At 62.7% G+C, this 19406-nt stretch carries 19 protein-coding genes; 11 read left to right on the forward strand and 8 right to left on the reverse strand.

Annotation, left to right across the window (positions count from 1 at the left end):
- Positions 1–182: 182 nt before the first annotated feature.
- Positions 183–1397: an ROK family transcriptional regulator gene (locus tag GC125_RS04355; protein WP_286165364.1), complete on the forward strand. Its 1215-nt coding sequence runs from the start codon at positions 183–185 to the stop codon at positions 1395–1397.
- A gap of 103 nt (positions 1398–1500) precedes the next feature.
- Here GC125_RS04355 and GC125_RS04360 read toward each other — a convergent pair whose 3' ends face one another.
- The 3 genes from GC125_RS04360 to eutB form a co-directional block, all read right to left on the reverse strand.
- Positions 1501–2871 (reverse strand): aspartate aminotransferase family protein, encoded by a 1371-nt coding sequence (locus GC125_RS04360; RefSeq protein WP_151984206.1) that lies wholly within the window; start codon positions 2869–2871, stop codon positions 1501–1503.
- 119 nt (positions 2872–2990) lie between these two features.
- Entirely contained in the window at positions 2991–3989 is a 999-nt protein-coding gene (locus GC125_RS04365) for a cyclodeaminase (RefSeq protein WP_151984207.1), read from the reverse strand.
- Entirely contained in the window at positions 3982–4995 is a 1014-nt protein-coding gene (gene eutB / locus GC125_RS04370; protein WP_286165365.1) for a hydroxyectoine utilization dehydratase EutB, read from the reverse strand. The genes GC125_RS04365 and eutB overlap by 8 nt, the downstream gene beginning before the upstream one ends.
- Before the next feature lie 227 nt (positions 4996–5222).
- On the opposite strand from eutB, the gene doeA reads away from it, so the two are divergent.
- Together doeA and argE are read left to right on the forward strand one after the other, a co-directional pair.
- Positions 5223–6422 carry an ectoine hydrolase DoeA gene (gene doeA, locus GC125_RS04375; protein WP_151984208.1) on the forward strand — a complete coding sequence of 400 codons (1200 nt, stop codon included), beginning with the start codon at positions 5223–5225 and terminating at the stop codon, positions 6420–6422.
- Positions 6423–6430: 8 nt separating this feature from the next.
- The gene (gene argE, locus GC125_RS04380) at positions 6431–7588 is read left to right on the forward strand and encodes an acetylornithine deacetylase (protein WP_199864440.1); all 1158 of its coding nucleotides are present in this window, start codon (positions 6431–6433) and stop codon (positions 7586–7588) included.
- A gap of 35 nt (positions 7589–7623) precedes the next feature.
- Here argE and GC125_RS04385 read toward each other — a convergent pair whose 3' ends face one another.
- The 3 genes from GC125_RS04385 to GC125_RS04395 all read right to left on the reverse strand — a co-directional run bounded on the left by GC125_RS04385 (position 7624) and on the right by GC125_RS04395 (position 8900).
- On the reverse strand, positions 7624–7767 hold the full coding sequence (locus GC125_RS04385) for a type II toxin-antitoxin system HicA family toxin (RefSeq protein WP_151984209.1): 144 nt from the start codon (positions 7765–7767) through the stop codon (positions 7624–7626).
- A 9-nt stretch (positions 7768–7776) separates the two neighbouring features.
- Positions 7777–8019 carry a DUF1902 domain-containing protein gene (locus tag GC125_RS04390; RefSeq protein ID WP_151984210.1) on the reverse strand — a complete coding sequence of 81 codons (243 nt, stop codon included), beginning with the start codon at positions 8017–8019 and terminating at the stop codon, positions 7777–7779.
- A gap of 95 nt (positions 8020–8114) precedes the next feature.
- Positions 8115–8900: an SDR family oxidoreductase gene (locus tag GC125_RS04395; protein WP_151984211.1), complete on the reverse strand. Its 786-nt coding sequence runs from the start codon at positions 8898–8900 to the stop codon at positions 8115–8117.
- A gap of 132 nt (positions 8901–9032) precedes the next feature.
- On the opposite strand from GC125_RS04395, the gene pyrC reads away from it, so the two are divergent.
- The 5 genes from pyrC (at position 9033) to GC125_RS04420 (ending at position 14300) form a co-directional block, all read left to right on the forward strand.
- Positions 9033–10070, forward strand: a complete 1038-nt coding sequence (gene pyrC / locus GC125_RS04400; protein ID WP_151984212.1) for a dihydroorotase — start codon at positions 9033–9035, stop codon at positions 10068–10070.
- Positions 10071–10154: 84 nt separating this feature from the next.
- Positions 10155–10853, forward strand: coding sequence for an orotate phosphoribosyltransferase (locus tag GC125_RS04405; RefSeq protein WP_151984213.1), 699 nt, complete (start codon positions 10155–10157; stop codon positions 10851–10853).
- Positions 10854–10891: 38 nt separating this feature from the next.
- Positions 10892–12154: a saccharopine dehydrogenase family protein gene (locus GC125_RS04410; protein WP_151984214.1), complete on the forward strand. Its 1263-nt coding sequence runs from the start codon at positions 10892–10894 to the stop codon at positions 12152–12154.
- Positions 12154–13326: a carboxynorspermidine decarboxylase gene (gene nspC / locus GC125_RS04415; protein ID WP_151984215.1), complete on the forward strand. Its 1173-nt coding sequence runs from the start codon at positions 12154–12156 to the stop codon at positions 13324–13326. Before GC125_RS04410 ends, nspC begins: the two co-directional genes overlap by 1 nt.
- Positions 13327–13376: 50 nt before the next feature.
- Entirely contained in the window at positions 13377–14300 is a 924-nt protein-coding gene (locus tag GC125_RS04420) for a carbohydrate kinase family protein (protein ID WP_151984216.1), read from the forward strand.
- 33 nt (positions 14301–14333) lie between these two features.
- Here the strand turns inward: GC125_RS04420 and pgi are convergent, their stop codons facing one another.
- Positions 14334–15977 (reverse strand): glucose-6-phosphate isomerase, encoded by a 1644-nt coding sequence (gene pgi / locus GC125_RS04425; RefSeq protein WP_151984217.1) that lies wholly within the window; start codon positions 15975–15977, stop codon positions 14334–14336.
- A gap of 75 nt (positions 15978–16052) precedes the next feature.
- Between pgi and GC125_RS04430 the strand changes: the two genes are divergently transcribed.
- Positions 16053–16319, forward strand: coding sequence for a type II toxin-antitoxin system HicB family antitoxin (locus GC125_RS04430; protein ID WP_286165366.1), 267 nt, complete (start codon positions 16053–16055; stop codon positions 16317–16319).
- Positions 16316–16528, forward strand: coding sequence for a type II toxin-antitoxin system HicA family toxin (locus GC125_RS04435; protein WP_151984218.1), 213 nt, complete (start codon positions 16316–16318; stop codon positions 16526–16528). Before GC125_RS04430 ends, GC125_RS04435 begins: the two co-directional genes overlap by 4 nt.
- Before the next feature lie 50 nt (positions 16529–16578).
- Here GC125_RS04435 and GC125_RS04440 read toward each other — a convergent pair whose 3' ends face one another.
- Positions 16579–18279 carry a long-chain fatty acid--CoA ligase gene (locus GC125_RS04440; RefSeq protein WP_210251651.1) on the reverse strand — a complete coding sequence of 567 codons (1701 nt, stop codon included), beginning with the start codon at positions 18277–18279 and terminating at the stop codon, positions 16579–16581.
- Positions 18280–18553: 274 nt separating this feature from the next.
- Between GC125_RS04440 and GC125_RS04445 the strand changes: the two genes are divergently transcribed.
- Positions 18554–19399 (forward strand): ImuA family protein, encoded by an 846-nt coding sequence (locus GC125_RS04445; RefSeq protein WP_151984220.1) that lies wholly within the window; start codon positions 18554–18556, stop codon positions 19397–19399.
- The last annotated feature ends 7 nt before the right edge of the window (positions 19400–19406 follow it).

Below are 19406 nucleotides of genomic sequence, written 5' to 3' on the forward strand. Positions count from 1 at the left end.
CCAGAATGACGATCCGGACCACTCCCTGTCCGGCGCTGACCAAACGAAACACCAAGCGTCGTCGCGTGTCAATAAATAAATCACTCTTATTTAGTTATTGACACGCGGGCTGTGTCGCGCTCATCCTTGTCTCTGCCGGGAAGACCTGCGAAGGACGTCCGGCATCGGCAGGGAGGACATCAATGGCGCTGACGGGCGGGCTGCAGGAGGCTGGCGGCCAGCAATTGCGCGGCTCGAACCAGAGCGGCATGCGCGCTTACAACGAGCGGCTCGTGCTGAGCCTCGTTCGGCGCCATGCGGTGCTGGTGAAGACCGAAATTGCCCGCATGACCGGCCTTTCCGCCCAGACGATCTCGGTCATCATGCGCGAACTTGAAGCCGACGGCCTGCTCGTTCGCGGCGAGCCGATCCGCGGCAAAGTGGGGCAGCCCTCGGTGCCGCTGTCGATCAACCCGGAAGGCGCCTTCTTCATCGGGCTGAAAGTGGGACGGCGCAGCGCCGATCTCATCGTCATCAATTTTCTCGGCCAGCCGGTCGCCAGCCGTCACGTCGGCTATGCCTATCCCGACCCCGATGCCATTCTGGCCTTCGTGCGCGAGGGACTATCCGAAATGATCGCGGCGCTCGGCGCCGGGCAGCAAAGCCGGATTGCCGGGCTCGGCATCGCCATGCCGTTTCAGCTTTGGAACTGGCATGACGAGGTTGGTGCGCCGCAGGTGCAAATGGATCGCTGGCGTCATTTCGACCTGAAACGCGAGATCGACGCGATCTGCAATTTCCCGGTCTATCTGCAGAACGACGCGACGGCGGCATGCGCGGCGGAACTGATCTTCGGCGAACGTGCCAGCCGGCAGGACTTCATCTATTTCTATGTCGGCACCTTCATCGGCGGCGGTATCGTTTTGAATGGCAGCCTCTATGCCGGGCGAAACGGCAATGCCGGGGCGCTCGGCTCCATGCCCGTTCCCGGAAAAGAAGGGCGGACCGAACAATTGATCGATCAGGCTTCGATCATGGTGCTCGAGCGCATGCTGGTGAGCGACGGTATCGATCCGGCTCCCTTATGGCAGGCGCCTGAGGACTGGTCGCGGTTCGACGCGCATGTGGATCGCTGGATCGCAACGGTAGCGACCGGTCTCGCCTATGCCATCGTCGCATCCGTCTCGATCATCGACTTCGAAACCGTCGTCATCGATGGCGGGATGCCGCAGCCCGTGCGCGATGCTCTCGTTGCCGCAACGCGAGCAGCTATCGGTGCGATGGACCTGCAAGGCATCGACATGCCCACGGTCGAGGCCGGCTCCATCGGCCCTATTGCGCGGGCGCTGGGTGCCGCCAGCCTGCCGCTCTTCGACAAATACCTGATCGACCAGCACACGTTGATGCGGGAAGCCTGACGGGCGGCCGGGCGATCTCGGCCAACTCGTCTTTCGACGAACTCGGGGTGAGGTAGAGTGGTCTGGCTGGGCACCACCGAGGTGACCAGCCTTTGACCGGTGGTCAGCCGAAGACCTCGGCCAGTGCAGTGCGCGTGGCGTCGACGATGCGGTCTGCTTCCTCGCGCGTCAGGCAAAGCGGTGGCGCGAAGCCCAGAATGTCGCCTTGCGGCATCGCACGGCCGATGACGCCCTGCTTCAGGACAGCGGCCGAGACGGCGGGACCGATCTTGCGCGAGGGGTCGTAGAACGTTCGGCTGGACTTGTCCTCGACGAACTCCACCGCACAAAGCATGCCTTCGCCGCGAACATCGCCGACTTGGCTGTGATCGGCGACGGCGTCCTTCATCTTCTCGTTCAGATAGGCGCCGACCGTTCCTGCGTTCTCGACGAGACCGAGATCGTCGACGAGTTTGAGGTTTGCAACGCCTGCGGCTGCGCCGATCGGGTGAGCCGAATAGGTCCAGCCGTGGCCGATCGGGCCCATCTCATCGGAGCCTTTCACCAAAACCTGCCAGACCTTGTCGGAGATGACCGATCCGGACAGCGGGGCATAGGCGGACGTCAGGCCCTTTGCGATGGTGATGATGTCCGGCTTCAGGCCATAATGCGCCGATCCCGTCATGGTGCCGAGACGGCCGAAGCCGGTGACGACTTCGTCGGCGATCAGGAGGATGTCGTGCTTGTCGAGCACGGCCTGGATGGCGTCCCAATAGCCGGCCGGCGGCGGAACGATGCCGCCGGTGCCGAGCAGCGGTTCGCCGATGAAGGCTGCGATCGTGTCGGCACCCTCCATGGCGATCATTTCCTCGAGCTTGTCGACGCAGTGGGTGACGAAGTCGGCTTCGCTCATGTCGAGATCGGGCCGGCGGAAATAGGATGGCGTTTCGGTGTGCAGCACCTGGGAGAGCGGCAGATCGAACTTGTTGTGGAAGGGCGTTAAGCCGGTCAACGAGCCGGTCATCAGGCCCGAGCCGTGATAGCCGCGCCAGCGCGAGATGATCTTCTTCTTCTGCGGACGGCCGAGAATGTTGTTGTAGTACCAGACGAGCTTGATGTTGGTTTCGTTCGCGTCCGATCCGCCTAGCCCGAAATAGACCTTCGACATGTGCTCGGGCATGCGGTCCATCACCATCTTCGCGAGCGTGATGGAGGCCTCCGTGCCGTGGCCGACATAGGCGTGATAGTAGGAAAGCTCCTTGGCCTGGGCGGCGATCGCATCGGCGATCTCCTGGCGGCCGTAGCCGACATTCACGCAGTAGAGGCCGGCGAAACCATCCAGCAGGCGGTTGCCGTTACGATCTTCGATATAGACGCCCGAGCCGCCGGTGATGACGCGGTTGGCGCTTTCGCCGCGTTCGTGTTGGCCCATATGCGTGGAGGGGTGGAAGAAATTCTCGCGGTCCCACTGGTCGAGCTGGTCGTTCCTGAGCATGGCTACTCCGTCGGGTGGTCACTTGGTTTCCAGCGCCCTCTTGCCGGCAATTCGATGCAGCGGCCGGGCCTTCGGGCCCCTCCATGGCGCATAGCGCGGCAAAAAACGGAGGTGCGGGCCTATAGGGCCACTTTTGAACCTTTACCCCCCGCCTTGGCAACCCCGAGTGCAAAGGTCGCGATCGCGGTGTCCTGTGCGCCGGTGCCGGTGAGGTCGCAAATGGTGATCGCATCGTCGGAAAGACGACCCTCGATCTTGCCGGCGACGATGTCGCCCAATTCCACCGGCTGGCCGGTTCCCCATAGCCCGGACGCGATCGCGGTCCTCAGTTCGCCGAGCTTTTCGCACTGGCTTGCACGATCGGCGACATAAAGGTCGGCCCGGGTGAGAGCCTCTGGCTCGATCTCGTTCTTCTCCGGGCTGTCGGAGCCCATCGCCGTGATGTGGAGGCCCGGATGCAGCCATTCGGCCTTGATGATGGGTTCGCGGGCAGGGGTCGTCGTGACGATGAGCTGGCTTTCCGCCACCGCCTTTGCGCCATCCGGTTCGGCGACGACCTCGATGCCCAGCTCTGCCGTGAGATCCGCGGCACAGGCTTCCGTCTTCGCCCGATCCCGGCCCCAGACGATGAGCTTGCGGAACGGCCGGACGAGATATGCCGCTTTCATCTGCAGACGTGCCTGGACGCCGGTGCCAAAGACGGCAGCCGTATCGACGGATTGCGGCGCCAGGTGTTTTGCGGCGACCGCGCCGGCCGCTGCCGTGCGGATGTCGGTCAGGTAGCCATTGTCCATCAGTAGTGCTTCGACGAGGCCCGTGCGCGCGGAGAAAAGGATCATCAGGCCGTTCAGGCTCGGCAGGCCAAGCTTCGGATTGTCGAAGAAGCCGGGGCTCACCTTGATGGCAAAACCGTCGAAGCCGGGGATATAAGCGGTCTTCACGTCCACTTCGCCGTGGGCCTCGGGGATCGCCATGGAAAGGATCGGCGGCATCACGACCTTGCCACTTGCCAGTGCCGCGAAAGCCTCTTCCACGATTTCGATGGCTGCATGGTCCAGATGGACGAGTTCGCGCAGGTCGCGCTCGGTGAGAATGAGAACGTCGCGTGGCTCAACCATGGTCGTAAGTCCTTCCTTTGACGGTGACGTCACCGAGCACGATGTCGTCTCCCGCCATGATGCGGGTGAAGACGCCCATATCGACGTTGCGTCCGGTGATGACGGTCGCGACGGGACTTTCGAGGTTCCCCAGCTTTCCGGCCATCATGGCGGCGATCCCGACGACGCAGGCGCCCTCGGCCACGATGCGCTCCTCGAAGAACAGGGCCTGCATCGCCCGGTAGATGTCGTCTTCGGTGACGAGGACTGTGTCATCCAGAAAGGCGCGGCAGAGGTCGAAGGAATAGCGGTTCTGCAGCCCGATCCCGCCGCCGAGTGAATCGGCAAGGCTCGCCACTTCGGTGACAGTGACAGGACCGCCAGCCAGAATGCTTTCGTGCATTGCGGCGCCACGGTCCATGGATATGCCCACCACCCGGATCGACGGTTTGATGTGCTTGGCGGCGAGCGACATCCCTGCAGCAAGTCCGCCGCCGGAAAGCGGGATCAGCAGCGTTTCGATGTCGGGCCGGTCTTCCAGCATCTCCAGCGTTATCGTGCCTTGTCCGGCAATGATCTGCGGATGATCAAAGGGTGGAATGTCCACCAAGCCTTCATCGGCGACGAGGCGTGCCGCTTCCTCTTGCGCATCATCCTGACTGTTTCCGACGATCCGCACTTCGGCGCCGAGCGCACGAATGCCCTCCACTTTGGTCTTCGGCACGAGCGCGGACATGCAGACGACCGCACGCATGCCGCGTGCCTTGGCGGCATGGGCGACCGCGCGGCCATGGTTGCCGGTCGAGCAACAGGTGACGCCGGCGCTATCCGATGGAAGCTGCATGATCGCGTTGACGGCGCCGCGCAGTTTGAACGCGCCGATGGGCTGCAGCGACTCCAACTTCAGAAGTGTCTCGGTGCCAAGGATCCGTGACAGCGCAGTGGCTTCGACGAGCGGGGTGCGCAGCACGTGGCCTGCGATGGTCGCCTGTGCCTGTTCGATGTCGTTGAAGCTTGGGGAGGTCAATGCGGCGCGCTCTCCGGTGTTTTTCTTGATTTGATGGCGTCGTGAGGCCTCAAGCCGACCACGGAGGCGTCGACGCTGTCAAGTTTGCCCCGATGCGGGCTGCGAGCGCCTGGCTCGTGGCGGCATCCGGACGTCGCTTTCAGACAGGTTGTTGCCCGTGCTGCTTGTAGTGTAGGCATAGTGTGACGGTGCCTAAAAATGTCGTTTTAGATCAGGAAAATTTGCCGATGCCTGCCAGTGCATTGCCTTTCAGCCACGCCGAATACGAGCGTCGACTGCGTCTCGTGCGCGACTCCATGCGCAGGCAGGAGATCGATGTCCTGTTCGTCGAGGACCCTTCCAACATGGCATGGCTGACCGGCTATGACGGCTGGTCTTTCTACGTGCACCAAGGCGTGCTCGTCTTCCATGACGAAGACCCGATCTGGTGGGGGCGCGGGCAGGATGCCAATGGGGCGGTCCGTACAGTCTACATGGAGGACGCGCGCTGCGTTCCCTACGCCGACCACTATGTGCAGTCGCGCGAAATTCATCCGATGCAGACGCTCGCGGCGCTGATCCGCGACAAGGGCCATTCGTCGTCGCGTATCGGCGTCGAACTCGACAATTACTACTTCTCCGCCAAGGCCTATCTGGTGCTGGAATACGAACTGCCCAACGCGACCTTCAGCGATGCGACGGGTCTCGTGAACTGGCAGCGCACGGTCAAGTCGAACGAGGAACTCGCCTTCATGCGCAAGGCGGCGCTGATCGCGGAGAAGGTCGTCGACGGCATCGTAGAGCGCGTCGAGCCGGGCATGAAGAAGAACGAGGTGGTGGCCGAGATCTATGCGGACACGATCCGTGGTCTCGACGACGGCACGGAAGAGGGCATCTGGGGCGACTACCCGGCTATCGTGCCTCTTCTGCCGAGCGGATCGGATGCCGCCGCGCCGCACCTCACCTGGAGCGCGCAGCCTTTCAAAAAAGGTGAAGCGACCTTCTTCGAGATCGCAGGATGCTACCGCCGCTATCACGTGCCGTTCTGCCGGACGGTGTTTCTTGGCAAGCCGCCGCAATATCTGCTCGACGCAGAAATGGCCGTGGTGCTCGGCCTCGAAGCAGGGCTCGAAACCGCGCGTCCGGGCGCGCGCGCCGGCGATGTGGCGCGGGCCTTCCACTACGAGCTCGAGAAGATCGGCATCGATCGCGGCGCCCGTTGCGGCTATCCGATCGGCATTTCCTATCCGCCGGACTGGGGCGAGCGGACCATCTCGTTCCGCGAGAACGACGACACGATCCTGGAAGCCGGCATGACCTTCCACTTCATGCCGGGGCTCTGGATGAAGGATTGGGGCCTGGAGATCACCGAAAGCATCCTGATCCGCGATGGTGCAGCGGCGGAATGCCTCTGTAATCGCCCGCGCAAGATGTATGTGAAGGACTAGCCGGCTTCATGTTGCTGGAGCGGACCCGCGCGATCCTTGCCGATCTCATCGCCTATCCGACGGTGTCGTCGGATAGCAATGTGGATCTGATTGCGTATGCGGCGGACCTGCTGAAGCAATCCGGCGCGGAAATCCGGATCTCGCAGGATCCCGAGGGCGGCAAGGCGAACCTCTTCGCGTCGCTTGGGCCTGGAGGGGATGGCGGTATCGTGCTTTCGGGCCATTCCGATGTCGTGCCCGTCGAGGGGCAGGACTGGACGAGCGATCCGTTCGCGCTTCGGGAAGCCGACGGCCTGCTCTACGGGCGCGGCACCTGCGACATGAAGGGCTTCATCGCCGCATGTCTCGCCATAGCGCCGGTTTTCGCCGCGCGCGATCTCACCCGCCCCGTGCATTTCGCGTTCACCTATGACGAGGAAGTCGGCTGCCTCGGCGCGCGGACGCTGATTGCCGATCTCGCCGAAGCAGGCATCCGACCGTCGGCTGTCATCATCGGCGAGCCGACAGAGATGCGCATCATCGAAGGCCACAAAGGCTGCTTCGAATACACGACGCATTTCACGGGCTCAGGCGGCCATGCCTCGATCCCCGATGCGGGCGTCAACGCCATCGAACATGCCGTCAGCTACATCACGCGGTTGCTGCAATTGCGCGAACCGCTGAAGGCGCGGGTGCCTGCGGGCAGCCCGTTCACGCCGCCGTGGACCACGCTTCAGGCCGGGGCCATCGTTGGCGGGCCGGCGCGCAACGTGGTGGCGAGCGACTGTCGCGTCGACTGGGAAATGCGGCCGGTGACCGCCACCGACGCCGATTTCGTCAAGGCCGAGATGCGGGCTTACGTCGAAGAGGTGCTGAGGCCGGCCATGCATGCGGTCGATCCAGCAACCGACATCGTGACCCACGTGATCGGCGAGGTCGAAGGTCTGGAACCGGCCAGCCATTCCGAGGCGCTCGCCATCGCGCGCGAGCTGACCGGACGCAACGAGGCCGATGTCGTCTCTTTCGGCACAGAGGCCGGCCTTTTTCAAAAGGCCGGCATTTCCGCCGTCGTCTGCGGCCCCGGCTCCATCGCGCAGGCCCACAAGCCGGACGAATTCATCAGCCTCGACCAACTCGACCAGTGCCTCGGCATGTTGGAGCGACTGGCCGATAAGGTCAGCCGCTGAGTCCGATCAGAATTTGTGGTCGATGCCCGCCTGTTTCATGATTTGATGTCGCTATCGACCGGGAATTTCTTGCCGGTCGTCGGGTTCCACCAGATCTCGTGATCACCTTTGCCGTGGCGGAAGAATGCGCAACCGTTCTCGCGCAGGATGTCTTTGACTGCCTTTGTGTAGCCCGGCATCCGTCGAAGTCAGGCGCGCGATGAGATGCCGGCGACGTTCGCCATCAGCGCAAACGGCACCTCTGCGTGGACAGCCTCGATGACACCGTTCTCCTCGAGAAGCTCAGGCACCATCACTTTCAGCTTGGCGATCATCTGATCCATGGACGGCGCTTCGGTAGCAAGGCCAGGAACATCGCTATCGGCGACGTACCAGACCTGCGCCTCCTCATCCCATTCGACAGCGACAAAGAATTCATGCTCGGGTCGCATCACCGGGTCCTTTCGCGGTAACTCGCACCGCTGCGCTCACGAAAGATATGGGGCGCCGGGCTGATCTCTGTCAACGCCGGCGCGCCACTGCATCCTTAGACCGACTTGATCGCGCCGCCGTCGCAGCGGATCAGGCTGCCGGTCACGTAGCTTGCGGGCACCGACACCAGGAAGGCGGCGACGGAGGCGAATTCTTCCACGGTGCCGTAGCGGCCGGCGGGGATCGAGGCGCGGGCGGTTTCGCGGATGTCGTCGATCGGCTTGCCGGTGCGCTTGGAATTGGCTTCGTCCAGTTCGTCCACGCGTTCGGTCTGGATGCGGCCGGGCAAGAGCATGTTGAAGGTGACGCCGGCACCGGCATTCTCATTGGCCATGGATTTCGACCAGCCGACAAGTGCAGAGCGCAGGGCGTTGGAGAGGCCTAGATTGGGGATCGGTTGGATCACGCCGGATGATGCGACAGTGAGGATGCGGCCGAACCCTTGCTCCTTCATCGCAGGCAGGAAGCGCTGCGTGATCGCCATCACGCGCAGCACCATCGTGTCGAACTGTTTTGCGAGAACCTCGAGCGAGGCGTCGGTCATCGCGCCGGGAGGCGGGCCGCCGGTGTTGTTGACGAGGATGTCGATGCCGCCGAGTTTCTCGGCGACTGCGGCGGCGAGCGTATCCACGACGCCCTGATCGGTGAGGTCGGCTTCGACGAAATCGGCCTTGCCACCCGCTTCGCGGATCGTCGCGACGGCGCGTTCCAGCTTGTCGCGGGAGCGGCCGGACAGCAGCACATGTGCGCCTTCTTCGGCGAGCTTGGTGCCGATGCCGAGACCGAGGCCGCGTGTGGAGGCAAGCACGAGCGCGCGTTTGCCGGTCAATCCGAGATCCATGATGCTCTCCCTTTTCGTTATTCGGGCCTCGGTATAGCCGCCGGGAGCCGTGAACAACAAGCGGTGCGGCGATTGTCCTTGGCCGACCGGCTCTGCTAACGAGGATCAACGTTACAGACTTGTGAGACCTCAATGACCGAACTGACGATCCGCCGCCCCGACGACTGGCATCTGCATCTGCGCGACGGGGCGATGCTGGAAGGCGTGCTGCCGCAGACGACGGCGCATTTCGCACGCGCGATCATCATGCCGAACCTGGTTCCGCCAGTCGTCACCGCGAACGATGCGCGCGCCTATCGCGATCGCATTCTGAATGCGCGGCCGGACGGGTCGGACTTCGCGCCGCTCATGACGCTCTATTTGACGGAAACGACCGACCCCGACGATCTGGCGGAGGCCCAAGCGAGCGGTATCGTCACGGCTGTGAAGCTCTATCCGGCCGGCGCGACCACCAATTCTGCAAGCGGTGTGCGCGACATCGACAAGGTCATGCCGATCCTCGAGCGCATGGCATCGATCGGCTTGCCGCTCTGCGTGCATGGCGAGGTGACGGATCCGGCGATCGACATCTTCGACCGGGAAGCGGTCTTCATCGAACGGGTGTTGGCGCCGCTGCGCAAAAGGCTGCCGGAACTGAAGATCACGATGGAGCATGTCACGACGAAGGACGGCGTGGATTACATCAAATCGGCTTCCAGCAATCTCGCGGGATCGATCACCACCCATCACCTGATCATCAACCGCAATGCGATCCTCGCAGGCGGCATCCGCCCGCATTATTATTGCCTGCCGGTCGCCAAGCGGGAGACGCATCGCCTGGCGCTGCGCGCCGCCGCGACGTCGGGCGACGCGCGGTTCTTTCTCGGCACGGATTCCGCACCGCATGTGGATGCCACGAAGGAATGCGGCTGCGGCTGCGCGGGGATCTTCACCGCCACCAACACGATGCCGCTGCTTGCCCATGTGTTCGAGGAGGAGGGTGCGCTGCACCGGTTGGAGGCGTTCACCTCGCTCAACGGTCCTGCCTGGTACGGCCTTCCGGTCAACAAGGGCACGTTGACGCTGACCAAGCGCGCCGAGCCGGTCGCCTACCCCGCAAAGATCGAGACGGGCGCCGGGCCGGTCACGCTTTTCGATCCCATGTTTCCGGTTCACTGGGATGTCGTCTGACGGGTAGCGCCGCGCATCGCTTGCTGCTAATCAACCGGCGCCCGCTCTTCCCGCCCGCCCGATCAGACAGTCAAGGATCCGCCGATGTTCGCCAACAGCTTCCCCGACAAGGATGTGGCCGCCGAACTCGTCGCGAAAATGCTGCTTGAGATCAAGGCGGTCCACTTCAACGCGGACGAGCCTTACAAGCTCGCATCGGGCATGCGCAGCCCCGTCTATATCGACTGCCGCAAGCTGCTGTCCTATCCGCGCGTCCGTTCCGCCGTCATCGATTTTGCCGCTGGCACGCTTCTGCGCAACGCCGGCTTCGAGCAGTTCGACTGCATTGCCGGCGGCGAGACGGCCGGGATCCCCTTCGCGGCCTTGCTGGCCGATCGCCTTGGCCTGCCGATGATCTATGTGCGCAAGGCGCCAAAAGGTCATGGCCGCAATGCCCAGATCGAAGGCCATATGCCTGAGGGCGCGCGCGTGCTCGTCATCGAGGATCTGACGACGGCCGGCGGCAGCATGTTCAAGTTCATCGATGCGATCCGCGCAGCCGGCGGCGTCGTCGATCACGGTATCGCGCTCTTCTTCTACGGCATCTTCCCCGAGGCAGAGCAGCGCTTCGAAAACGGCAAGGTGAAGCTCCATTACGTCGCCACCTGGCGCAATGTGCTGGCCGGTGCCCGCGATCAAAAACTTTTTGACGAAAAGACGTTGTCGGAAGTCGAAGCATTCCTGAATTCGCCGCTCGAATGGTCGGCGCGCAATGGCGGCATTTCCGAACTGCCGCAAGGCTGATTTTCTTTCCATAGCTCAATCAACGAGGGAGACAGGCCGTGACGAAGCCGAAGCTCTTGATCGTCGGTGCCGGTGGCGTCGGCCAGGTGACTGTCCACAAAGCGGCCCAGTTCCGCGCCGAATTCGGCGGGATCGTTCTCGCTGCACGCAACGCGGATAAATTGGCTGCGATCGCGCAGGAAGTGCAGGAGCGCTGGGCGAAGCCCGGCGAGGCTGCGCTGATCGAGACAAGAACGATCGATGCACGCAGCATCGAGGACGTGAAACGCGTGATCTCGGAGACGGGCGCCCGCATCCTGATCAATGTCGCGTCGCCCTATTGCAACGAAACGCTGCTCGACGCCTGCCTTGCCACAGGCACGCATTATCTCGACACCGCGCTTGGCGAGGACGAGCATGTCGAGGACATCAAGGCGCCCTGGTACTCCTATGTGGAGTGGCCGCGCCGCGAGAAGTTTGGCGAGAAGAAGCTCAACGCTTTTCTCGGCATGGGGTTCGATCCAGGCGTCGTGAACATCTTCTGTGCGCAGGCCCGCAAGCACCATTTCGACAGCATTTCGTCTATCGACATCATCGACGTGAATGCCGGCAGCCATGGGCAGTACTTCGCGACGAATTTCGACGCGGACGTCAATCTGCGCGAGGTGAAGGAAGACGTCATCACCTGGGAAAACGGCGCGTGGAAGACGATCCCGCACCACTCGGAATGGATGGATGTGACGCTGCCGCAGGTGGGATCGCACCGCGTCTATTCAATGGGGCACGACGAGTTGCAGTCGCTGGCCTACACTTTCCCTGGCACCGAGCGCATCACCTTCTGGATGGGCTTCGGCGAGCACTATCTCAAGGTGTTCAACGTGCTCGACAATCTGGGGCTAACCTCGTCGATCCCTGTCGAAGTCGACGGTGTGGAAGTCGCACCGAACCGCCTCGTCAAGGCACTCCTGCCGGATCCGTCGTCGCTCGCACCGGATTACGAAGGCAAGATCTGCATCGGCTGCGACATCCGAGGCATGAAGGATGGCCAGGAGAAGCGGCTGTTCATCTGGTCGAACTGCGACCATGCGGAGAACTACGAGGAGGTCGGTAGCCAGTCGATTTCCTATTCGACCGGCGTTCCCGTCATCACCGCGATCCGGCTGATGGCGGACGGCACGTGGAACCCGCAGACCATGACCCATATGGAGGAGCTGGATCCGGATCCGTTCCTGAAACTGATGCCGGAAACGGGCATCGATTGGCACGAGACGGTGCTGCCGGTCGACGGCTCTTGGCCATTCGCAAAGCCGGGGGCTGCCTGATGGCGGGCAATTTCGAGCGCTTCGATCCCGCGCGCGTGCCGAGCCCCTGCTATGTCATCGATCTCGCCAAGCTCGAGGACAATCTGAAACTTCTGAAGTCGGTCGGTGAACGCGCGGGCGTCGAGATCCTGCTCGCGCTCAAGGCCTTTTCTTTTCCGGGCGCCGGCGGGCTCGTCGGCCAGTATCTTTCTGGAACGGCGGCAAGCGGGCTCTATGAAGCGCGGCTCGGGCGCGAGCGGTTCGGCGGCGCGGTCCACACCTATGCGCCGGGACTGTCGACCGCCAATATCGACGGCATTCTGGAGCATTCCGATCACGTCATCCTGAACTCCCTGCATCAGTGGCAGCGCTTCGAACCACAGCTTAAGGCGGCATCAGGCGTCGATTTCGGACTGCGCATCAACCCTGGCCATTCGGAAGTGGCGCAACCGCTTTACGACCCTTGCGCACCGTGGTCTCGGCTGGGCGTGCCGGCCGACGCGATCACTGCCGAGGACCTGGCGCCTTTCGGTGGTTTGCATGTGCATGCGCTTTGCGATCATGATTTCGATGCGTTCGACCGACTGCTGAGCGCTGTCGAAGAGCGATGCGCGCATCTCTTCGGTGCGGTGCGCTGGATCAATCTCGGTGGCGGGCTGCTGATCACCGAGGATGGCTTTCCGATCGACACGCTGGTGGAGCGCCTGAAGGCCTTCCGCGCCCGCACGGGCCTCAAGGTCTATCTCGAGCCCGGCACGGCGGTGGCCCTGCATGCGGGCGCGCTGGTCGCGGAAGTGCTCGATATTGCCGAGAACGGTGCCGCCATCGGCATTCTCGATGCTTCGGCCACGTGCCACATGCCCGATGTGATCGAAGCGCCGTTCACGCCAGAACTCATCGGCGCACAGGCTCTGCCGCGCAGCCTGGCAGCGTCCGAGGCGGACGATCTGACAATGCGTCTCGGCGGGCCGACATGTCTGGCCGGCGACGTGATCGGTACCTATCGCTTCGCCACCCGGCCAGAGATCGGCGACCGGCTCGTCTTTCTCGATCTCGCCTATTACACGATGGTCAAGAACACGACCTTCAACGGAACGCCGCTGCCATCCATCGCCACATGGGATGCGCGCACGGATGCCGTCGAGATCGTCAAGACATTCGGCTACGAAGATTTCGAGCAGCGACTGGGCTAGCCACGAAGGGCCGAATTGATTAAATCGATTGAATTCTTGGGAGGGGTGCGATGATCGTTTGCTGTGGTGAAGCCTTGATCGACATGCTGCCGCGCAAGTCGGTCACCGGCGAGGACGCTTTCGCACCCTATGCCGGAGGGGCGGTGTTCAACACAGCCATCGCGCTCGGGCGGCTCGGTATTCCCACCGGGTTCTTCACGGGTCTCTCCTCCGACATGTTCGGCGATGTGCTGCGGGCGACGCTCGACAGTTCGCATGTAGACCATTCCCATTGCGCATCCCTCGACCAGCCGACGACGCTCGCCTTCGTGAAGCTCACCAACGGTCATGCGAGCTACGCGTTCTTCGATGAGAACACTGCCGGACGGATGATCACCGATGCCGACCTGCCCACGTTCGGGCCTGACGTGACGGCGCTGCATTTCGGGGCGATCAGCCTGATCTCGGAGCCGTGCGGCTCGACCTACGAGGCGTTGATGAAGCGCGAGGCGGCACGCCGCGTGATCTCGCTCGACCCCAACATTCGCCCGGGCTTCGTTCGCGACCGGCAGGCGCATCTGGAGCGGATGAACCGGATGATCGCCATGAGCGACATCGTGAAGCTGTCGGACGAAGATCTCGCCTGGTTCGGTTTCGATACGCCCGAGGCGGCTGCTGCCGAATGGCTGAAGGCCGGCCCGTCGCTCGTGGTGGTCACGAAAGGCGCGGAAGGTGCAATCGGTCTTTCGATTCGCCACCGCGTGAGCGTACCGGGCAACCGCGTCGACGTTGCCGATACGGTCGGTGCCGGCGATACGTTCAACGCAGGCATTCTCGCCTCGCTCGACCGTGCATCTCTTTTGACGAAGGTTGCCATTGCCGACCTCGGCGAAGATGCCATTGCAGATGCGCTGTCGCTCGGCGCAAAGGCCGCGTCGGTGACCGTGTCGCGCCCGGGCGCCAATCCGCCCTGGGCTCACGAAATCGGTTTTTGATCCCGGCTTGAACTGTGCGTGGCCTGCTGAAGCTTAGGCGCCCTGCAGATTTCGGATCGTCTTGACCAGGCCGAGCGTCGATGCATCGTGGCCTTCGCCGGCATCCTTGCCTTTGACGACGGGCAGCAGGCCGGTAGCGAGCTCCTTGCCGAGTTCAACGCCCCACTGGTCGAAGGCGTTGATGCCGAAGATCTGAGCCTCTACGAACACCCTGTGCTCGTAAAGCGCGATAAGGCGACCGAGCGCTTCTGGCGTCAGCTTGTCATAGACGAGCGTGATCGAGGGGCGGTTGCCGGAAAACACGCGGTGGGGCGCGATGCGATCGGCATCGGCGTCGGATGCGCCCTTGTCCTTCAACTGCTGTCTTGCTTCAGCGAGCGTGCGGCCGCGCATCAGCGCCTCCGATTGCGCCAGGCAGTTCGCGATCAGCAATTGGTGCTGATGGGCGAGATCGGGCTCATGGCCGTTTGCCGCGATCATGAATTCCACCGGGATGATGTCCGTCCCCTGGTGCAGCAGCTGGAAGAACGCATGCTGGCCGTTGGTGCCCGGCTCGCCCCAGACGATGGGGCCGGTCGGTGTGTCGACCGCGGTGCCGTCGATGGTGACGCCCTTGCCGTTCGATTCCATGTCGAGCTGCTGCAGATAAGCGGCAAAACGGGAGAGGCGCTGGTCGTAGGGAATGATCGCGCGCGAGGCGTAGTCGCAGGCAACGCGGTGATAGAAGCCGATCAATCCGAGCAGCATCGGCAGGTTCTGTCGGATCGGCGCATCCGCAAAATGGCGGTCCATGGAGTGGGCGCCATCCAGGAAGCGGCCGAAATTCTCCGCGCCGACGGCAATCATCAGCGGCAGGCCGATCGCCGACCAGATCGAATAGCGTCCGCCCACCCAGTCCCAGAACCCGAAGGTGCGGTCTTCGCTGATCCCGAAGGCTGAGACCTTGTCGAGCGCGGTGGATACCGCGCAGAAATGATCGCCGACGGCCGCTTCGCCGAGCGCCGCCACAAGCCAGCGGCGCGCGGTCTGCGCGTTGGTGATCGTTTCGATCGTCGTGAACGTCTTGGACGCGATGATGACGAGCGTCGTTTCGGGATCGAGCGGCTTCAGCGTGTCGGCGATATGCGCGCCGTCGACATTGGAGACGAAATGCGCCTTTGGCCCATCATGATAGGGCGCGAGCGCCAGCGTCGCCATGGCCGGGCCGAGGTCCGAGCCGCCGATGCCGATGTTGACGATGTCGGTGATCTGCTTGCCGGTCGCACCGCGAGCCGTGCCGCTGCGGATCGCTTCGGCGAATTCTCCCATTGCCTTCAGTACGGCCTGCACGTCGCCCATGACGTCCTTGCCATCGACCATGACGGGCTTGCCGGACCGATTGCGCAGGGCCGTATGGAGCACAGCGCGCCCTTCCGTGGTGTTGATCGCCTCGCCGGAGAACATCGCGTCCCGCCGGGCCTCGACGTCGCTGTCGATGGCGAGTTGCTCCAGAAGCGCGATGGTCTCGTCGTCGACGCGGCACTTGGAATAGTCGAGCACCAGATCGTCCAGCCGCGCCGAGCAGCGCTCAAAGCGCGATGGGTCGGCATCGAACGCTGCGCGCATGTCGGCCGGAGCCGCAGTTTTCGCATGGATTTTCAGGGCGTCGAGCGTGGTCTTGCGAGCATCTGCGGTCATGGTGCGTGCCTGTCTTCGCTTGGGGCGGGACTGTTCTATGCGCGGTCTGAGAGGGCTGTTCAAGGGCGATGAGGGTTGGCAAAAATTGCCGCGACGGTGGATTTTGCTGTAGAAGGTTGCATCAGCCGGGAGATTGGCATGCTGCGCATCGCGCTTGAACAGGAAGACGACGGACGCTGGATCGCCGAGGTTATCGATCTGCCCGGTGTCATGGCCTACGGGAACAGCCAGGCGGAAGCTGAAGGAAAAGTCGAGGCACTCGCTCTTCGAGTCCTGGCCGATCGCCTTGAGCACGGCGAAGTCATCCCCGAACTTAGCCGACTGTTCGTCGTGGCTGCATGAGCCGTTTTGGCTCTTATCCTGCTCGTCGCGTTTTGGCGGCTCTTCAGCGGATCGGATGGTCCGTAAAACGTCAGAGCGGTTCCCATAAGGTGCTTGAACGCGAAGGTTGGCCCGAGGTGGTCTTCGCATTCCACGATAGCGAAGAAATCGGTCCTCGAATGATGACCCGAATTGCCAAGCAGACTGGGCTTGAGCCTGATCATCTCTGATAGCAGCGGAATAGGCGAGGCAGGGCGCTTCCCCGCCTCGCTTCCTGAATTTATTCGTCGCGCAGCTTGCGACGCAGGATCTTGCCGACATTGGTCTTCGGCAGTTCGTCGCGGAACTCCACGTATTTCGGGCGCTTGTAGTTCGTCAGGCCTTCGGCGCAATGCTTCTTCACGTCGTCTTCGGTGAGGGACGGATCCTTCTTGACGACGTAAAGCTTCACGACTTCGCCGGAGTGCTCGTCGGGTAGGCCGATGGCTGCCGCTTCGACGATGCCCGGATGGGACACGGCCACTTCCTCGACCTCGTTCGGATAGACGTTGAAGCCGGAGACGAGGATCATGTCCTTCTTCCGGTCGACGATCTTGGTGTAGCCGTCCTCGTCCATGTAGCCCATGTCGCCGGAGCGGAAGAAGCCGTCCGGCGTCATCACCTTGGCGGTCTCGTCGTCGCGCTGCCAGTAGCCCTTCATGACCTGCGGGCCGCGGATGCAGATCTCGCCGACGTCGCCGATGCCGAGATCCTTGCCGTCCTCGTCACGGATCGCGATCTCCGTGGAGGGCAGGGGCAGGCCGATCGTGCCGGTGAATTCGGCGCGGTCGAAGCGGTTCGCGGTGGCGACCGGCGATGTTTCGGAGAGGCCATAGCCTTCCGAGATCGGGCAGTTGGTAAGCTGGTGCCACCGTTCGGCAACCGGACGCTGCACGGCCATGCCGCCGCCGAGCGTCAGAATGAGGTTGCTGAAGTCCAGCTTCTTGAAATCATCGTTGTTGAGCAACGCGTTGAAGAGCGTGTTGAGGCCCGGGAAGATGTGGACCTCATACTTTGCGAGTTCCTTCACGAAGCCCGGAATGTCACGCGGATTGGGGATCAGGATGTTCTGGGCGCCCTGGTCGATGCCCATGATCGCGTTCACCGTCAGCGCGAAGATGTGGTAGAGCGGCAGCGCGCAGACGAAGATCAGCCGATCCGGCCGCTCCTTGTTGAGGAACGCCGCCTGCAGCCAGAGATTGATCTGGGCACCGTTCGACAGGACGTTGGCATGGCTGAGCACGGCGCCCTTGGAAACGCCGGTCGTGCCGCCGGTATATTGCAGGAACGCGACGTCGTCCGGCTTGACCTTGGCGGGGACGAGCGTCTTGCCCCGGCCGTCCGCCAGGGCCGCCTTGAAGGGTGTATGGCCGGGCAGATTCCACGCCGGCACCATCTTCTTCACCTTGCGAACCACGAGGTTCACGACGTGGCCCTTGAGGCCCATCATGTCGCCCATGGTTGCCACGCAGACATGCTTGACGTCGGTCTTGGCGACCACTTCCTGCAGCGTGTGGGCGAAGTTTTCCAGGATGATGATCGCCTTTGCGCCGGAATCCTTCAGCTGATGCTGCAATTCGCGTGGCGTGTAGAGCGGGTTGACGTTGACGACGACGAAGCCCGCACGCAGCACGGCTGCGATCGAAACGGGGTTCTGCAAAATGTTCGGCATCATCACGGCAACGCGGTCGCCCTGTTTCAGGCCCTTGCCTTGCAGCCAAGCACCGAGCGCGGCGGAATGGGTGTCCAGATCGGCATAGCTGATGGATTTGCCCATGCAGGTGAATGCCGGCCGCTCCGCATAACGCTTGCATGCGGTTTCGATCAACTCACCGATAGAGGCATAGGCCAGTGGCCCAATATCGGCCGGAGTGCCCGGTGGATATGAGTTCAGCCAGATCTTGTCGGGGTTCTGGTCGGTTGTCCTGATATTTTGTTCCACGATGCCCTCCCGGTATCTTGTGGTCTTTTAGGCACTTCCTCTCAAACCTTCCGCGCCGTCCCACGCTGGTTTGAAAGGCTAGCAGGATTTGTAGGGCATGGCACCCCGCGCCCTCCGCGCTAATTGATATGACTTTGACGTAAACGTCGCTCGTACGCAACTGTCTCAAACATGGCCGGTGTGGGTTGTTGACTCTTTGTGGAAGCTGAGTCCTAAATAGAACATAACATGAACATTAGATTGACCCCAAACCGACGATCGAGCCTTGGTTTCCATGTCCTCCACCCTTTCTCAGCTCAAGCGGCAACTGGCTGCACTGGAACCGGCGCGATCGCCGGGGGAGAAAGGCTTTACGCTCGGCCTCGACCAGGTCGATGCGGCCTTGGGCGGCGGGCTTCCGCGGGGGTGCCTGCATGAAGTCTTTGCCGGCAATGTGGGCGATGCCGGTGCAAGCGCCGGGTTCGCGCTTTCGCTTGCCCTGCGCGCCGCCGGTGAGGGACGTCACATCGTCTGGGTACGGCATGCTCTTGCCGTGCTGGAGCAGGGCGATCTCTATGCGCCCGGTCTTGCTCAGTTCGGCATCGATCCGGACAGGGTTCTGCTGATTTCGGCAAAAAGCGAGACAATGGTGCTGCGGGCGGGACTTGAGGCCTTGCGGTCCCCGGCCCTTGGCGCCGTTCTTTTGGAAATCTGGGGCAAGGCAGGGTTTCTAGACCTGACAGCCAGCCGCCGCATGATGCTGGCGGCCTCACGTTCCGGCGTGACCGGCTTCGTCCTGAGGGCGGCGGGGCAGCCGCAGCCCAGCTCTTCACTCACCCGATGGCAGGTAAGGGCGGCACCCTCGGTGGGGCTTGCGGCCGGGGCACCGTCCAATCCTGTCTTCGACATTCTTCTGGACCGTCATCGTGCCGGCATTGCGGGCGGGCGCTGGCATTTGGAGTGGAACCGTGACCGCAAAAGCTTCGACCTTTCCGCAACACAGCCTGCCCGTTTCGACGAGCCCCTCGCTGCACCCAAGCGCCGCGCCGCAAAGCCGCTTTCTGGCTCTGTGGTTTCCCTTCCTGTCGACCGACCGGCTGCATCGCCAGAAGACCAGAAGCCCTTCCGCAAGACGGGCTGAAGACGCG

The organism is Rhizobium sp. EC-SD404 (assembly GCF_902498825.1).
GTDB lineage: Bacteria > Pseudomonadota > Alphaproteobacteria > Rhizobiales > Rhizobiaceae > Georhizobium.

Excerpts from the sequence above, each read along its gene's own strand:
- GC125_RS04395 (WP_151984211.1), bottom strand. The coding sequence starts at position 8,900 with ATGGATCTCGGATTGACCGGCAAACGCGCGCTCGTGCTTGCCTCCACA.
- GC125_RS04405 (WP_151984213.1), top strand. The coding sequence starts at position 10,155 with ATGTTCGCCAACAGCTTCCCCGACAAGGATGTGGCCGCCGAACTCGTC.
- GC125_RS04355 (WP_286165364.1), top strand. The coding sequence starts at position 183 with ATGGCGCTGACGGGCGGGCTGCAGGAGGCTGGCGGCCAGCAATTGCGC.
- argE (WP_199864440.1), top strand. The coding sequence starts at position 6,431 with ATGTTGCTGGAGCGGACCCGCGCGATCCTTGCCGATCTCATCGCCTAT.
- GC125_RS04385 (WP_151984209.1), bottom strand. The coding sequence starts at position 7,767 with ATGCCGGGCTACACAAAGGCAGTCAAAGACATCCTGCGCGAGAACGGT.
- GC125_RS04420 (WP_151984216.1), top strand. The coding sequence starts at position 13,377 with ATGATCGTTTGCTGTGGTGAAGCCTTGATCGACATGCTGCCGCGCAAG.
- GC125_RS04360 (WP_151984206.1), bottom strand. The coding sequence starts at position 2,871 with ATGCTCAGGAACGACCAGCTCGACCAGTGGGACCGCGAGAATTTCTTC.
- GC125_RS04435 (WP_151984218.1), top strand. The coding sequence starts at position 16,316 with ATGAGCCGTTTTGGCTCTTATCCTGCTCGTCGCGTTTTGGCGGCTCTT.
- GC125_RS04365 (WP_151984207.1), bottom strand. The coding sequence starts at position 3,989 with ATGGTTGAGCCACGCGACGTTCTCATTCTCACCGAGCGCGACCTGCGC.
- pgi (WP_151984217.1), bottom strand. The coding sequence starts at position 15,977 with ATGACCGCAGATGCTCGCAAGACCACGCTCGACGCCCTGAAAATCCAT.
- GC125_RS04390 (WP_151984210.1), bottom strand. The coding sequence starts at position 8,019 with ATGCGACCCGAGCATGAATTCTTTGTCGCTGTCGAATGGGATGAGGAG.
- nspC (WP_151984215.1), top strand. The coding sequence starts at position 12,154 with ATGGCGGGCAATTTCGAGCGCTTCGATCCCGCGCGCGTGCCGAGCCCC.
- GC125_RS04445 (WP_151984220.1), top strand. The coding sequence starts at position 18,554 with ATGTCCTCCACCCTTTCTCAGCTCAAGCGGCAACTGGCTGCACTGGAA.
- pyrC (WP_151984212.1), top strand. The coding sequence starts at position 9,033 with ATGACCGAACTGACGATCCGCCGCCCCGACGACTGGCATCTGCATCTG.
- doeA (WP_151984208.1), top strand. The coding sequence starts at position 5,223 with ATGCCTGCCAGTGCATTGCCTTTCAGCCACGCCGAATACGAGCGTCGA.